The organism is Salmonella sp. 32010601201800023SM (genome assembly GCF_017572235.1).
Taxonomy (GTDB): Bacteria; Pseudomonadota; Gammaproteobacteria; order Enterobacterales; family Enterobacteriaceae; genus Salmonella; species Salmonella enterica.
In genome coordinates, this window is the sequence record NZ_JAGEQS010000004.1 from 285,715 (window position 1) to 301,173 (window position 15,459).

Consider the following 15,459-nt stretch of genomic DNA (forward strand, 5'->3'; position numbering starts at 1 on the left):
TGCTACGCCTGCCGGAGACGTCGGCCTGTAATTGTGGTGCGAAATAGCGGTTAAATCGCGTTTTTGTACCGACGCACACGTTTGCGTATCTTATCAGAAAAAAGGGCCGGATTACTCCAGCCCTGTTAAATTACTTGTTGAACGCTGCCTGGAAGACGGCAACCAGCGCGTCGTTCTGGCTTTGCGTCAGAGTATGCCCCTTAGGATCGATAAACTGCAAGCTGCTGCGGTTATCTAAATCGCCGACCTGCAATTTATAGTCTCCGGATGCCAGGCCCGGGTCGCTAGCGCCCAGATCCCGCCAGTCGCTGTCAGACAATGGTTTGTACGTTACCGCCATGCTGCCCTGAGAGCGAGTGCTGTCGGTGACTTTCATGCCCACTTTTTCCAGCGCGGCCGGGAGGCGCTGCCACACGAGGTTGAACGGGCCGCGAACGACCAGCATAGGTAAACCGGTATCATCAGCGGCGCTCTGCACATCCATCGTTGCGGCGGAACGGTTCTGCGCGGCATTTGCCGCATCCGTAGCGGTCTTATCCAGACCGGCGGAAATGACGTTCATCATTTCCGTGCTATAGCGCTGCAGCGACGCCGCGTCAGCGACCGGCTTGCCAGCCTGTTCCAGATTAACCAGTTTTACCGTTACCGCCTGCTGATAGCCCTGCGGCTTCACCGAGATTTGATAACGTCCACGATACTGTTCGTCTTCATCCAGGCGGTTCCAGTTCACCCAATCGGTCGTCAGGGTCTGGCTGGCATCGTCACGTTTTTCAATCGGATAATTTTTCGCCTGAATCACGCTGACGACTTGCGGCCACAGCGTGCTGCTACGACCATTTTCCACCAATAGCGTAGCGGTATCGCCAGAGAACTGGGTACGCGCGCCGCTCACTAACGCTAACGGCTGCGCTGGCGGACGGATATCCAACGCCTTACCAACCGCGCCGCTCCCCTTCGTGACCGGAATAACGTAGTCGCCGGTCGTTATCGGCAGGATCATTCCTGCCGGGGCGTGAAGTTCAGCAAGCGGCGCGGCATCCAGATAGGATTCATCGCCGCTTACCTGGCGCTTGTAGCGCGAATCGGAACTACAGGCAGCGAGCAGCAAAACAAGCGAAACACCCGCAACCTTCGCCAGGCGCGACTTTTGTACTGAGTAAGCCATCAAATCTCCCTAAACTTTACAGCAGGCCAGCATGCTGAAGCGCTGCTTTGACGATGTCACGACCATGGTCTGTGATAGGCGTCATTGGCAGGCGCAGCGTGTCGGTCGCCACAAGACCCAATGCCTTACATGCCCATTTCACCGGGATAGGATTGGGTTCGACAAATAGTTTGTTGTGTAACGGCATCAGACGCTGGTTGATAGCGCGCGCCTCGGCAAATTGCCCTTCCGCCGCCAGTTTGCACATGTCAGCCATATCGCGCGCCGCTACGTTAGCCGTAACGGAAATCACGCCATGACCACCCAGTTGCATAAAGTCCAGCGCAGACGCGTCATCACCGCTAAGCAGAATAAAATCGTCTGAAACCAGCTCTTTGATCTGGTGAACGCGGGTTAAGTTCCCTGTCGCCTCTTTGATAGCGATAATATTTTTTATCTCCGCCAGACGACCCACGGTTTCCGGCAACATGTCGCAACCGGTACGGGACGGCACATTATACAGAATTTGCGGCAAGTCAGTGTGTTCCGCGATGGCTTTGAAATGCTGGAACAAACCTTCCTGCGTGGGGCGATTGTAGTACGGCGTTACCGTCAGGCAGCCAACAATGCCGCTATCGTTAAAACGCTGCGTCAGGCTAATCGCTTCCGCGGTCGCGTTTGCGCCCGTGCCGGCGATAACCGGAATACGTCCGTCAGCCAGTTCCAGCGTCATCATCACGACATCGCCATGTTCATCATGGCTTAGCGTGGCAGACTCGCCGGTAGTGCCAACCGAAACAATCGCCGAGGTACCGTTGGCGACATGATAATCAATGAGTTTTTTCAGGCAAGACCTACTGACGTTACCTTTCTCATCCATCGGCGTAACAAGCGCGACAATACTTCCCGTGAACATGGGCCATCCTCTGTGCAAACAAGTCTCTCAATGGTACGTTTGGTATGGCAATAAAAGCAAGCGACCAAAGCCGTTCTGATTGTTGTATGCAGGTTTTTTTTATGGTTTCCTTAAGATTACCTCACCGCTCAAAGGAATAACTGGTTTGACACCGTCATCACAACACTATTTGGTTATCACTGCGCTGGGCGCCGACAGGCCCGGTATTGTGAATACCATTACTCGCCATGTCAGCAGTTGCGGCTGTAATATCGAAGACAGCCGACTGGCGATGCTGGGCGATGAATTCACGTTTATTATGCTGTTGTCCGGCACGTGGAACGCGATTACCTTGATTGAATCGACATTGCCGTTAAAAGGCGCGGAGCTGGATCTGCTGATTGTGATGAAACGGACGTCCGACCGCCCCCGCCCGGCAATGCCCGCGACGGTATGGGTTCAGGTTGAGGTCGCCGACTCCCCGCATTTAATTGAGCGATTCACCGCGCTGTTTAATAGTCATGAAATGAATATTGCGGAGCTGGTCTCCCGCACGCAGCCGGCTGAAGGTGATAAAGCTGCGCAATTATTTATTCAAATCACCGCACATAGCCCGGCGTCGCAAAATTCCGCAAATATTGAGCAAGCCTTTAAAGCACTATGTACAGAACTCAATGCGCAAGGCAGTATAAACGTCGTCAATTACTCACAACATGATGAACAGGATGGAGTTAAGTAATGAATCCACTGAAAGCCGGTGATATCGCACCGAAATTTAGCTTGCCGGATCAAGACGGGGAACAAGTAAATTTGACCGACTTCCAGGGACAGCGCGTTCTGGTTTATTTCTACCCAAAAGCCATGACACCCGGCTGTACCGTGCAGGCCTGCGGCTTACGCGATAACATGGACGAGCTCAAAAAAGCAGGCGTGGACGTGCTGGGCATCAGCACCGATAAACCTGAAAAACTCTCCCGTTTCGCTGAAAAAGAGCTGCTGAACTTTACCCTTTTGTCCGATGAAAACCATCAGGTGTGTGAACAGTTCGGCGTCTGGGGCGAAAAGTCGTTTATGGGCAAAACGTATGACGGCATTCACCGCATCAGCTTTTTGATTGACGCTGATGGTAAGATTGAACACGTCTTTAATGATTTTAAAACCAGCAATCACCATGATGTGGTGCTGAACTGGCTGAAAGAAAACGCGTAAAAGCCTCAGGCCGCGCTGATGTGCGGCCTGGAAAGGGAATGCGCCGTCAGGCTTGCCGCGCCAGACGCCATATCGCCGCCACATTGCGCGCCGACAGGCTCAGGTTATATTCCGCCTCGTGTAAGGCTTCCGGCAGCGTAACGATATGCGACAAAATCGACAGCGCTGCATCGATACCCTGTTGATACACAACGTGATGATCGTGTTGCAGCCCACCGGCGAGCGCGATAACCGGTTTATGATACCGCTTCGCCACTCTGGCGACGCCAATCGGCGTCTTGCCGCAAATACTTTGGCTGTCCAGCCGCCCTTCTCCGGTAATCACCAGATCGGCATCTTTAACCGCCTGCTCAAGCTGTAGCGTTTCCACGACAATCTCTACGCCGGCGCGTAATTCCGCATTGAGCAACCCTAAAAGCGCGGCGCCCATTCCACCTGCCGCGCCCGCGCCGGGAGCGTTAATCACCTCACGTCCCGTAGCCTGATAAATATGTCGGCCCCAGTTTTCCAGCGCCGCGTCCAGGGTGTTCACCATTTCCGCTGTCGCCCCTTTTTGTGGGCCAAAAATGGCCGATGCGCCCTGGGGACCACACAGCGGATTGTTGACATCGCACGCCACGGTTATCGATACCTTACGCAGCAATGGGTGACAACCGGACAGATCGATAGAGGCCAGCGCCGCCAGCGCCTCGCCGCCCGGAGAAAGCGAGCGCCCCTGTTTATCGCGCAATATAACGCCAAGCGCCTGCATCATCCCCGCGCCGCCGTCATTCGTCGCGCTGCCGCCAATTCCCAGAATAATACGCTTTACGCCACGCTCCAGCGCCGCGACGATTAACTCGCCGGTGCCGTAGCTGGTGGTATTAAGCGGGTTGCGCAATTCAGGCGAAACGTGATGCAGCCCGGATGCCGCCGCCATTTCAATCACGGCGGTATCGCTATCGCCCAGCATTCCCCAGCGCGCGGCCACCGGTTGCCCAAGCGGGCCTTGTACCCACTGGTCGACATAACGCCCGCCGCTGGCCTCCACCATTGATTGTACGGTTCCTTCCCCGCCATCCGCCATGGGCACTTTAACATAGTCGGCGTCAGGATAAATTTCGCGGAACCCCTTTTCTATCGCCTCAGCGACCGCCATTGCGGACAAACTTTCTTTAAATGAATCAGGAGCAATAACAATTTTCATAGGGATTATCCTGCAAAACCAAAGAAACCGAACATCAGAGTAGAAATAAAGGTAATGGCTAACCCCACCAGCGTTTCATACGGCATTAGCTTTAAACGTTCATGAATTTGCATATTGACGCTGCCGCCCGTCGCGTGGAAAAAGCTGCCGTGCGGCAGATGGTCCAGCACCGTGGCGCCCGCATGGATCATAGCGGCTCCCGCCAGGGCGGAAACGCCAAGTTCAAGTAACGTGGGAGAGAAAACGCCGGACGCCACCGCCGTTCCCGCTGTGGTTGAGGCCGTCGCCATTGACATCATGGCGCCAGACACGGGCGCCAGCAGCCAGGACGGCAATCCCGAAGCGGTGAGGCCATGAATCAGGACATCTTTAAGTTCGGAATTAGCGATAATGCCGGCCAGCGTACCGGTTCCCAGCAACATAATAGCGACAGGTGCCATACGCATCAGACCAGCGACCATGTACTGGTTACAGTGGCGCGCGCGTCCCATCAACAGCAGACCGACCAATCCCCCTACGGGCAGGGCAATTAACGGGTCAATGGAAATGCCGGCAAACGGACGGAGAGAAAGCAGGAAAATAGCGACCAGCGGCGCGCTAATCGCCACCAGAAAGCCGGGTCTGGCGACGGAGTCATCATGGTGAGTCACTTCATGATCGGCGACGCCCGCGCCTTTATTATTCAGCCGTTTCGCTAACAGATAGGCGATAATAAGCCCAACGATGCCCGGAACCACGCCCGCCAGCATAATAGAGGTAAGAGGAACATGAAACGCATCAGAGGCGGCAATAGCGTTCGGGTTGGGTGACATCACGTTACCCGCTTTGCCGCCGCCAACCATCGCCAGCAGAATAGCGCTTTTTGACAGGCCTGCATTACGCGCAATCGACAGCGCAATCGGCGCGACGGTAATCACCGCCACATCAATAAATACGCCGACGGCGGTCAAACATAGTGTGGCAATGGCTAATGCCAATAATGCCCGGGTTTCCCCCACTTTGCGGACAATCGTCTCAGCAATCGTATTCGCCGCCCCGGACTCAATTAATACGCCCGCCAGTACGCCTGCGGCCAGAATACGCAATACGGCATTAACGATGCCCTGCGCGCCTGACACCATCAGCGACACGGTTTGCAGAAGATCGGCGCCGCCAATCAAACCGCCGACCAGCGCGCCCGCCATCATGCCGTAGGCTGGCGACACTTTTCTTAAAATTAATACGATGGCCACAACCAATGCGGCAATGGCTCCCAGGGTGGATATCGACGTCATATACTGCGCCTCCTTTAACATGGAGCGCGCAGTATGGAAAAACCCGCCTAAAAATCCGCTGGAGCTTTCAACAAATTTCGATTCGACCTGGCAGCGGTAACTTGTCGGACGGTACAGATTCGGCCTGGAGCTCCATACCGATATAAAGCCAAAGCGTACTTTTTAACTCGTTGATTTTTATGTGCGTAATATCCTCACAGCGCTGTAAGCGATAGCGCAATGTATTCACATGAATATGCAATGCTTTGGCCGTTTGCGTCAGGTCACAATTATGTTCAAACCAAGTCCGCAGCGTCTGTTGCAATACGCCTTTCGCGTCATGTTGCGCCAGTTGCAGCCACAGACGCGATAACTCCTGCACTTGCCAACTTTCAGACAGCCCGCTTAGCAGCGCGGGAAGCGCATGGTCATGATAAAAAATGTACTGGCTGCGCAGCTTTTGTCTTTTCGCCATCGCCTGCGTGGCTCTCGCAGTGAGCAAAGATCGGTGCAATCCCGTCTCGCCGGCAAAATAACCCCCAACCAAAATACGGCTAAAGCCCGATGATGCAGCCCATGATTTAAAAATCTGCAATTCGCCCATTTCCTGGCGGGTATTCCACTTTCCCTCTTTTAACGTGATAGGCTTAATAATGATTAATTCATTAAATTCGGTAAACGTCACCAAATGGTTGCGCGCGTGATTCTCGAAATAATCCATTACATTGCGCAACGCTTCGCGATCCGGCTGGGAAAGTTCAATAATCAGCACCACTCTGGGAACCGCCAGATCAATGCCCAGATAGGCCGCCATGGAGCGCAACGACTCTGTTGAATTTTCTCGCAAAATCAATTGGTTGATCAGCTCTTCGCGATAGCGTTTATCCCACTGTCGCTGTTCGATCAGCACCATATGCTCGATCACCAGCTCCGCCGCCATTTTAACCAGCTCGGCATACGCGCGAACCTCCTCCGGTTCGCCGGTAATGCCGACCACGCCGATAAGCTGTTCATGAAAAGAGATGGGAAGATTAATGCCGGATCGCACGCCTTTTAGCTGATTGGCGGTAGCGGAATCAATTTCTACAATACGGTTTTCCTTCAGCGCCAGAATGGCCCCTTCGTGACGCTGGCGAAGCCGCGAAGGTTCGCCAGACGCGATAATGACGCCATGCTCATCCATGACGTTTACCGAGTAAGGAATAATTTTCATGGCTCGCTGTACAATTTGCCGCGCGGTATACCCTTTCAAGTAATGTTTTCTCAACACACTCATTCCCTGTTTCGTTATCGCTTCACATTAAAAAAACAATCTCGCATCAATGATGTCACTTATTAACGAATTTCTCAGAAGAATGCTTAGGCTAAGTCACCAAATTTTGGCGGCTTTACAGCGAGAATTTTGTAGGTTCCGACAATAAAAATGCCGCAACACGGTGCGGCATTAAAAAAAAGAGCGGCTTTCTAAGCGCTTGTCCCTCATCAGGCGTGCGCAAAATGGCGGCAGGGCACTATGATGTCGTTCACGCTTTACAACTTTTGTACAGACCGCTCAGGATGAGGCATCCGTCACCTGACCATCCGGCCAGGCATGGACAACGGCTTTAATCAGCGTCGCCAATGGAATGGCGAAAAACACCCCCCAGAAACCCCACAGACCGCCGAAAATCACCACTGACAGAATAATCACCAGCGGATGCAAATTCACCGCTTCGGAGAAAAGTACCGGTACCAGCAAATTGCCATCCAGCGCCTGAATAATCAGATAAACGGCAAAACAGCTCCAGAATTCCGTCCCCAGACCAAACTGAAACAGCGCGACGCCCACCACCGGAATTGTCACCACAAAGGCGCCGATATAGGGGATCAGGACCGAAAAGCCCACCAGTACCGCCAGCAGTAGCGAATAGTTGAGGCCAAACAACAAAAAGCCCAGCCAGGTCGCCACGCCCACCACTACCATCTCCAGCACTTTTCCGCGGATATAGTTGGTGATCTGCTGATTCATCTCATTCCACACCTGCCCCGCCAGCCCGCGATTACGCGGCAGCACGCGGCGCACGGCATTCAGCATCTGCTCTTTATCTTTTACCAGGAAAAAGACCATCAGCGGCACCAGCACCAGATATACCGCCAGCGTCAGTAGCCCGACTAACGAAGCCAGCGAATACTTCACCACCGAATCGCCCATGTTAAGCATCCGGGTACGCATGTTTTCCGCCATCGCATCAATAATGCCCGCATCCATCAGCGCCGGATAGCGTCGCGGCAAGGTCGCGGCAAAATCGGACAGTTTATTCAGCATACCGGGCATATCACGAATCAGGTAAATACCCTGCTGCCAGGCAATCGGCATCACCACAAACGCCATTAATAACAGAATGCCGACAAAGAGGATAAGGACAATGGAGGCTGCCCAGCGCCGGGAACAGCCAATCGCCTGCAGGCGCGCCGTCGGCCACTCCAGCAGGTAGGCCAGTACGATTGCGACCAGCAGCGGCGCTAACAGGCCGCTAAAGAAAAAGAGGATGCTAAAACCAGCCACCAGAATGACCAGCAAGGCAATCGCCTCCGGGTCGCTGAAGCGACGGCGATACCATTGCATTAACATTTCGAGCATAAAACCCTTCCCAGAACTCAACTGCGGGATTGTGATGCCGAATTGTATCGAAATGTCACAAAAAAGACTTCGCTTTTTATCGTTGATTCAGGAAACTAAAATAGTGAGTCTGTGCTCATCACAGTTACACTTATGAAGTGTCGGAGCGTGGAACGATATTTCACGACGTTGGTCAAAGGGCTATCTCAAAACAACAGGATAGAGGTTATGTTCAGGCAGTTGAAAAAAAACCTGGTGGCAACCCTCATTGCAGCATTGGCTCTCGGTCAGGTCGCGCCCGCATTTGCCGACCCTGCCGACACGCTGCCCGATATGGGAACCTCGGCAGGAAGCACGCTTTCTATTGGACAAGAGATGCAAATGGGCGACTTTTATGTGCGCCAGCTACGCGGCAGCGCGCCGTTAATCAACGATCCGCTGCTGGTGCAATACATTAACGCGCTGGGTATGCGTCTGGTCTCGCACGCTGACTCCGTCAAAACGCCCTTCCATTTTTTCTTGATCAATAATGACGAAATCAACGCGTTCGCGTTCTTTGGCGGCAATGTGGTGCTGCACTCGGCGCTTTTTCGCTACGCGGATAACGAAAGCCAGCTAGCTTCAGTCATGGCGCATGAAATCTCCCACGTGACGCAGCGCCACCTGGCGCGCGCGATGGAAGATCAAAAGCGCAGCGCGCCGCTTACCTGGGTGGGCGCGCTGGGTTCCATTTTGCTGGCCATGGCCAGCCCACAGGCCGGTATGGCGGCGCTAACCGGTACTCTGGCGGGAACGCGCCAGGGAATGATAAGTTTCACCCAGCAAAATGAGCAAGAAGCCGACCGTATTGGTATTCAGGTACTGCAACGCGCCGGATTTGACCCACAGGCGATGCCCTCTTTCCTCGAAAAACTGCTCGACCAGGCGCGTTACTCCACGCGCCCGCCTGAAATTTTGCTCACTCACCCCTTACCGGAAAGCCGCCTTGCGGATGCCCGCAACCGTGCCAACCAGATGCGCCCGGTCGTGGTGCAATCTTCCGCCGACTTTTATTTCGCCAAAGCGCGCGCCCTGGGAATGTACAATTCCGGACGTAACCAGCTCACCAGCGACCTGCTGGATCAGTGGTCTAAAGGCAACGTGCGTCAGCAACATGCGGCGCAATATGGCCGGGCGTTGCAGGCGATGGAAGCGAGCAAGTACGATGAAGCGCGCAAAACGTTGCAGCCGCTATTAAGCGCGGAACCGAATAATGCCTGGTATCTTGACCTCGCCACCGATATTGACCTGGGGCAGAAAAGAGCCAACGACGCGATTAATCGCCTGAAAAATGCCCGCGATCTGCGCGTTAATCCTGTGCTGCAGTTAAACCTCGCCAATGCGTACCTCCAGGGAGGCCAGCCGAAAGCGGCGGAAACCATTCTGAATCGCTACACCTTTAGCCATAAAGATGACGGTAACGGCTGGGATCTGCTTGCTCAGGCCGAAGCCGCGCTGAACAACCGCGATCAGGAGCTGGCGGCGCGCGCTGAAAGTTATGCGCTGGCGGGACGACTGGATCAGGCAATTTCACTGCTCAGTAGCGCCAGCGCCCAGGCAAAACTGGGTAGCCAGCAACAGGCGCGTTACGATGCGCGTATCGACCAGTTGCGCCAGTTACAGGAACGCTTCAAGCCATACACGAAAATGTAATCGCCGTTTATTAGCCGGATGGCGTCACAAGGAGAACTCATGACCGACACGATTAAAATCTACCATAACCCGCGCTGCTCGAAGAGCCGCGACACGCTGAACCTGCTGAAATCTAACGGCGTGGAACCGGAAGTGGTGCTTTATCTGGATACGCCCGCCGATGCCGCCACCGTGCGTGAACTGCTGCGTATGTTGGGCATGTCCAGCGCGCGCGAACTGATGCGCCAGAAAGAAGATCTCTATAAGACGCTTCACCTGGCGGACAGCCAGCTGAGTGAAGAGGCGTTAATCCAGGCGCTGGTTGAACACCCTAAACTGATGGAGCGCCCCATTGTGGTGGCAAATGGTCAGGCGCGCATTGGCCGACCACCTGAGCAGGTGCTGGACATCCTCGGTTAACCGTTGAACGCCGCCGTCGCGGCGTATTACAGTTTCAGGATCTCTTTGACAAACGGGATCGTCAGTTTTCGCTGGGCAGTGATCGACGCATGATCGAGCTGATCCAGCGTCATAAACAGCGTACGCATTTCGCGATCAAGACGTTTGAGCAAAAACCGCCCGACATCTTCCGGCAGTTCAAACCCCCGTAACCGGGCGCGCAACTGTAGCGCCTGAAGTTTGTCTTCATCGGAAAGAGGCTGGAGTTTATAGATTTGCCCCCAGTCCAGACGGGAAGCGAGATCGGGCAAGCCCAGATTTAACTGTCTTGGCGGACGATCGCCGGTGATCAATAACCGCGTCTTACCGGACTCCAGAATGCGGTTATAGAGATCAAAGATCGCCATCTCCCACAGTTCATCGCCAGCGACACACTCAATGTTATCAATACACACCAGCGAGAGGTGTTCCATACCGTCGAGCACTTCCGGCACGAACCAGGTACGTTTATCGAGCGGGACGTAGCCTACCGCATCTCCACGCTGCGACAGTTCAGCACAGGCGGCGTGCAGTAAATGGCTGCGGCCCGCGCCTTCACGCGCCCAAAGGTAGATATATCCACTATGTTCCTGGCGCAACACGTTTTGTAACGCGGCCAGTAGAGAGGCGTTATCCCCCGGCCAGAAACTTGCGAAAGTTTCGTCGTCAGGAAGATAAAGTGGCAAAGAGAGCTGTGCCGGTGTGTTCAGAGATACCTCAACCCAGGATGACATAAAATCGCGCTGAGTTTACCACATAATTCCCTTGAGATAGAACCGGGCAGCATCGCTGCCCGGCAACCCGTTACTGATGCGGAGACTCCGCATCATTTGCCTCCAGTACCACTTCTTCCGGACGCAACAGGCTAATCAGTTTAAAAATCAGGCTCAGGCAAATCCCGACGATGGTCGCCAGCGCCATCCCTTTCAATTCTGCCGCGCCGATATGCACTTTCGCGCCGCTCACGCCGATGATCAAAATCACCGAGGTGAGGATCAGATTTTGCGCTTTGTTGTAGTCGACTTTCGATTCGATCAAGACGCGAATCCCCGACGCGCCGATAACGCCGTACAACAGCAGCGAGACGCCGCCCATCACGGGTAACGGGATAATCTGAATCGCCGCCGCCAGTTTGCCGACGCAGGAAAGCAGAATGGCGAAAATCGCCGCGCCGCCGATAACCCAGGTACTGTAAACGCGGGTGATCGCCATGACGCCAATATTTTCCCCATAGGTGGTATTCGGCGTGGAGCCGAAGAAACCGGAAATGATCGTCGACAATCCGTTAGCGAACATCGAGCGGTGCAAACCGGGATCGCGCACTAAATCTTTTTTGACGATATTCGCCGTCACCACCAGATGACCGACATGCTCGGCAATCACGACCAACGCCGCGGGCAGAATCGTCAGGATAGCGAACCATTCAAAACGCGGCGTATAGAAGGTCGGCAGCGCAAACCAGTGTGCCTGGGCAATCGGCGTGGTATCGACCACCCCCAGCGCGAATGACAGCGCATAGCCCGCCAGCACGCCGATCAAAATCGGAATGATCGCCAGGAAACCGCGAAACAGTACGGAGCCGAACACCGTCACCGCCAGCGTGACCATGGAGATAATAATTGTTTTCGTGTCCGGCGACTGCCCTTGCGCAGGCAGTAATCCGGCCATCCCCGCCGCGACGCCAGCCAGCTCCAGACCGATGACGGCAACGATTGCGCCCATTGCCGCAGGCGGGAACATCACATCCAGCCAGCCGGTGCCCGCTTTTTTAACGATGAAAGAGACCAGACAGAACAGCACGCCGCACATAATAAAACCGCCCAGCGCCACTTCATAACCCAGCGGCAACAACAGTAGTACCGGGGAAATAAAGGCAAAGCTCGATCCGAGGTAGGCCGGAATTTTACCTTTGCAGATAAAGAGATACAGCAGTGTTCCGATACCGTTAAACAACAGCACCGTCGCGGGGTTGATATGAAACAGAACTGGCACCAGCACGGTCGCGCCAAACATGGCGAAAAGGTGCTGTAAACTAAGCGGGATTGTCTGTAAAAGCGGCGGTCTTTCACTCACCCCGATAGCACGGCGCGTCATAGTGTTTTCCTCTAAGTGTGTTTGTTATGAGTGGTTTTATTCAAAAAAAAGCCGACTCTTAAAGTCGGCTTTTAATTATTTATTCACTTATTTGGTACCAAAAATCTTATCGCCGGCATCGCCAAGCCCCGGAATAATGTATCCGTGCTCGTTAAGCCCCTGATCGATAGAGGCGGTGTACAGTTCAACGTCCGGGTGCGCTTTTTCCAGCGCCGCAATGCCTTCCGGCGCGGCGACCAGCACCAGCACCTTAATGCTGCTACAGCCTGCTTTTTTCAGCAGGTCGATGGTCGCGATGACAGAACCGCCGGTCGCCAGCATCGGGTCGACGATCAGCGCCATGCGCTCATCAATGTTCGATACCAGTTTCTGGAAATAAGGTACTGGCTCAAGCGTCTCTTCGTTACGGTACATCCCGACTACGCTGATACGCGCGCTCGGTACATTTTCCAGAACGCCTTCCATCATGCCCAGACCCGCGCGCAGAATTGGCACAACGGTAATTTTTTTACCTTTGATCTGGTCGATTTCCACCGGGCCATTCCAGCCTTCGATGGTGACTTTTTCCGTTTCCAGGTCGGCTGTCGCTTCATACGTCAGCAGGCTGCCTACTTCTGAGGCGAGTTCACGAAAGCGTTTAGTGCTAATGTCGTTTTCACGCATCAGACCCAGCTTGTGTTTGACGAGTGGGTGTTTGACTTCCACGATCTTCATACTCTTCTCCTATCCTCAGATGACTGGCAACCACAAAAAAAATCGCCGGATTATACCGCTTTTCCTCTCTGACGCAACACAATGTATGCTTGACCTGGATCAACCAAAAGCGCTGATAGCGGAAAAGTGAGTATAAATCACTCACGTTGAAACAGGCGATAAAGGCTAACAACCGTTTGAATATTAGCAATTTTAAGGGTGAATGACCTGTCCCGACCGCCTGTCGTAAACCAAGTGCTGGATATCCTTTTCTTTTTTACCAACAGGGAAATTTTCAAGCAGCGACCGAAACCATGCAAAAAAAATCGCCCGGATAACCAGGGCGCAGACCACGCTCGCAAACGTTTGCTTTCCCTGTTAGAATTGCGCCGAATTTAACTTTTACCGCAAGAAAAAACGTGGGGAACCAGGCAGTGACCGATAAGACCTCTCTTAGCTATAAAGATGCCGGCGTCGATATTGATGCGGGTAACGCTCTGGTTGATCGAATCAAAGGCGTAGTGAAGAAAACTCGCCGCCCGGAGGTTATGGGCGGTCTGGGCGGTTTCGGTGCGCTGTGCGCGTTGCCGCAAAAATATCGTGAACCGGTACTGGTTTCCGGCACTGACGGCGTAGGCACCAAACTTCGCCTGGCGATGGACTTAAAGCGCCACGACGCTATCGGTATTGATCTGGTGGCAATGTGCGTAAACGATCTGGTCGTTCAGGGCGCGGAACCGCTGTTTTTCCTCGATTACTATGCCACGGGTAAACTGGATGTCGATACCGCCGCCAGCGTGATCAACGGTATTGCCGAAGGCTGCCTGCAATCCGGCTGCGCGCTGGTCGGCGGCGAGACGGCGGAAATGCCGGGCATGTATCACGGCGAAGATTACGATGTGGCGGGTTTCTGCGTCGGCGTAGTCGAAAAATCAGAAATCATCGACGGCTCCCGGGTTGCCGAAGGCGACGTGCTGATTGCGCTCGGCTCCAGCGGCCCACATTCGAATGGATATTCGCTGGTGCGGAAAATTATTGACGTTAGCGGCTGCGACCCACAAACCACTCTGCTGGAAGGGAAGCCGCTGGCCGATCATCTGCTTGAACCGACCCGTATCTACGTAAAATCGGTTCTGGAACTGATTGAAAACGTCGATGTACACGCTATCGCCCACCTCACCGGCGGGGGTTTTTGGGAAAATATTCCGCGCGTTCTGCCGGAGAATACCCAGGCGGTAATTAATGAGTCGTCCTGGCAGTGGCCCGCCATCTTTACCTGGCTGCAAACCGCCGGTAATGTCAGCCGACATGAAATGTACCGTACCTTTAACTGCGGCGTCGGCATGGTGATTGCGCTCTCCGCTCCGGAAGCGGACAAAGCGCTTGCTCTGCTAAACGAGAAAGGTGAAAACGCATGGAAAATCGGTATCATCAAAGCCTCTGATTCCGAACAGCGTGTGGTTATTGAATAATGAATATTGTGGTGCTGATTTCCGGCAATGGAAGCAATTTACAGGCGATTATCGATGCCTGCGAAGCGAAGAAAATTAAAGGCACCCTCAGGGCAGTATTCAGCAATAAGGCCGACGCGTTCGGCCTTGAACGCGCCAGAGAAGCCGGTATTCCGGCGCAAGCGCTGACTGCCGATCGGTTTGACAGCCGCGACGCCTTCGATCGCGAGTTGATTCGCAAGATAGACGCGTATGCGCCCGATGTGGTCGTGCTGGCCGGTTTTATGCGTATTCTGAGTCCGATGTTTGTCGCGCATTACTACGGGCGTCTGCTGAACATTCACCCTTCCCTGCTGCCAAAATATCCGGGGTTGCATACCCATCGCCAGGCGCTGGAAAACGGCGATGAGGAGCACGGTACTTCGGTACATTTCGTGACAGACGAACTCGACGGCGGCCCGGTCATTCTCCAGGCGAAGGTGCCGGTTTTTGCCGACGACAGCGAAGATGATATCACCGCACGCGTACAGACTCAGGAACATGCGATTTATCCGCTGGTGATTAGCTGGTTTGCGCAGGGGCGTCTAAAGATGCGCGATAACGCCGCCTGGCTGGACGGGCGTCGTCTGCCGCCGCAAGGTTATGCGTCTGACGAATAATATGTCATCGGACAGGACTGCGTCTGCTTGCCGGATGGCGGCATAAATGCCTATCCGGCCTACTCTTTTCCCTTCCTTTATGCTATCAGTTTATTGTCATATTTTTCTGGCGCAGTTGGACATTAACGCGTAATGCTCGCCATAATTATCAGGCAGTGTCCCGTGAA

At 54.0% G+C, this 15,459-nt stretch carries 15 protein-coding genes; 6 read left to right on the forward strand and 9 right to left on the reverse strand.

Features of this window, described 5'->3' with window-relative positions; genetic code table 11:
* Positions 1-130: 130 nt before the first annotated feature.
* A complete protein-coding gene (gene bamC / locus J4617_RS14720; protein ID WP_000331877.1) occupies positions 131-1,165 on the reverse strand; it encodes an outer membrane protein assembly factor BamC in 1,035 nt (344 codons plus the stop codon).
* A 16-nt stretch (positions 1,166-1,181) separates the two neighbouring features.
* A complete protein-coding gene (gene dapA / locus J4617_RS14725) occupies positions 1,182-2,060 on the reverse strand; it encodes a 4-hydroxy-tetrahydrodipicolinate synthase (RefSeq protein ID WP_000494019.1) in 879 nt (292 codons plus the stop codon).
* A 145-nt stretch (positions 2,061-2,205) separates the two neighbouring features.
* Here dapA and J4617_RS14730 point away from each other — a divergent pair, with 145 nt between their 5' ends.
* Positions 2,206-2,778 (forward strand): glycine cleavage system transcriptional repressor, encoded by a 573-nt coding sequence (locus J4617_RS14730; RefSeq protein ID WP_000189061.1) that lies wholly within the window; start codon positions 2,206-2,208, stop codon positions 2,776-2,778.
* Positions 2,778-3,248 (forward strand): thioredoxin-dependent thiol peroxidase, encoded by a 471-nt coding sequence (bcp, locus tag J4617_RS14735; RefSeq protein WP_001068686.1) that lies wholly within the window; start codon positions 2,778-2,780, stop codon positions 3,246-3,248. The genes J4617_RS14730 and bcp overlap by 1 nt, the downstream gene beginning before the upstream one ends.
* A 46-nt stretch (positions 3,249-3,294) precedes the next feature.
* Here bcp and J4617_RS14740 read toward each other — a convergent pair whose 3' ends face one another.
* From J4617_RS14740 to J4617_RS14755, 4 genes are all read right to left on the reverse strand, one after another.
* Complete coding sequence (locus tag J4617_RS14740; RefSeq protein WP_000706377.1) at positions 3,295-4,434, reverse strand: glycerate kinase; 1,140 nt, start codon at positions 4,432-4,434, stop codon at positions 3,295-3,297.
* A gap of 5 nt (positions 4,435-4,439) precedes the next feature.
* Positions 4,440-5,708 (reverse strand): SLC13 family permease, encoded by a 1,269-nt coding sequence (locus J4617_RS14745; protein ID WP_000200859.1) that lies wholly within the window; start codon positions 5,706-5,708, stop codon positions 4,440-4,442.
* 67 nt (positions 5,709-5,775) lie between these two features.
* Entirely contained in the window at positions 5,776-6,963 is a 1,188-nt protein-coding gene (locus tag J4617_RS14750; protein WP_001533732.1) for a sugar diacid recognition domain-containing protein, read from the reverse strand.
* 276 nt (positions 6,964-7,239) lie between these two features.
* A complete protein-coding gene (locus tag J4617_RS14755; protein ID WP_000892056.1) occupies positions 7,240-8,307 on the reverse strand; it encodes an AI-2E family transporter in 1,068 nt (355 codons plus the stop codon).
* Positions 8,308-8,514: 207 nt separating this feature from the next.
* Between J4617_RS14755 and bepA the strand changes: the two genes are divergently transcribed.
* Together bepA and arsC are read left to right on the forward strand one after the other, a co-directional pair.
* Entirely contained in the window at positions 8,515-9,978 is a 1,464-nt protein-coding gene (bepA, locus tag J4617_RS14760) for a beta-barrel assembly-enhancing protease (protein ID WP_000489630.1), read from the forward strand.
* Between the two features lie 39 nt (positions 9,979-10,017).
* Positions 10,018-10,377: an arsenate reductase (glutaredoxin) gene (gene arsC / locus J4617_RS14765; RefSeq protein ID WP_000132650.1), complete on the forward strand. Its 360-nt coding sequence runs from the start codon at positions 10,018-10,020 to the stop codon at positions 10,375-10,377.
* 26 nt (positions 10,378-10,403) lie between these two features.
* Here the strand turns inward: arsC and J4617_RS14770 are convergent, their stop codons facing one another.
* The 3 genes from J4617_RS14770 to upp form a co-directional block, all read right to left on the reverse strand.
* Positions 10,404-11,105, reverse strand: a complete 702-nt coding sequence (locus tag J4617_RS14770; RefSeq protein ID WP_061835882.1) for a DnaA inactivator Hda — start codon at positions 11,103-11,105, stop codon at positions 10,404-10,406.
* A 94-nt stretch (positions 11,106-11,199) separates the two neighbouring features.
* Positions 11,200-12,489 (reverse strand): uracil permease, encoded by a 1,290-nt coding sequence (uraA, locus tag J4617_RS14775; RefSeq protein WP_000198337.1) that lies wholly within the window; start codon positions 12,487-12,489, stop codon positions 11,200-11,202.
* Between the two features lie 87 nt (positions 12,490-12,576).
* Entirely contained in the window at positions 12,577-13,203 is a 627-nt protein-coding gene (gene upp / locus J4617_RS14780; RefSeq protein WP_000706208.1) for a uracil phosphoribosyltransferase, read from the reverse strand.
* 413 nt (positions 13,204-13,616) lie between these two features.
* Here upp and purM point away from each other — a divergent pair, with 413 nt between their 5' ends.
* Together purM and purN are read left to right on the forward strand one after the other, a co-directional pair.
* A complete protein-coding gene (gene purM / locus J4617_RS14785) occupies positions 13,617-14,654 on the forward strand; it encodes a phosphoribosylformylglycinamidine cyclo-ligase (protein WP_000130477.1) in 1,038 nt (345 codons plus the stop codon).
* The gene (purN, locus tag J4617_RS14790; RefSeq protein WP_001028589.1) at positions 14,654-15,292 is read left to right on the forward strand and encodes a phosphoribosylglycinamide formyltransferase; all 639 of its coding nucleotides are present in this window, start codon (positions 14,654-14,656) and stop codon (positions 15,290-15,292) included. The genes purM and purN overlap by 1 nt, the downstream gene beginning before the upstream one ends.
* The last annotated feature ends 167 nt before the right edge of the window (positions 15,293-15,459 follow it).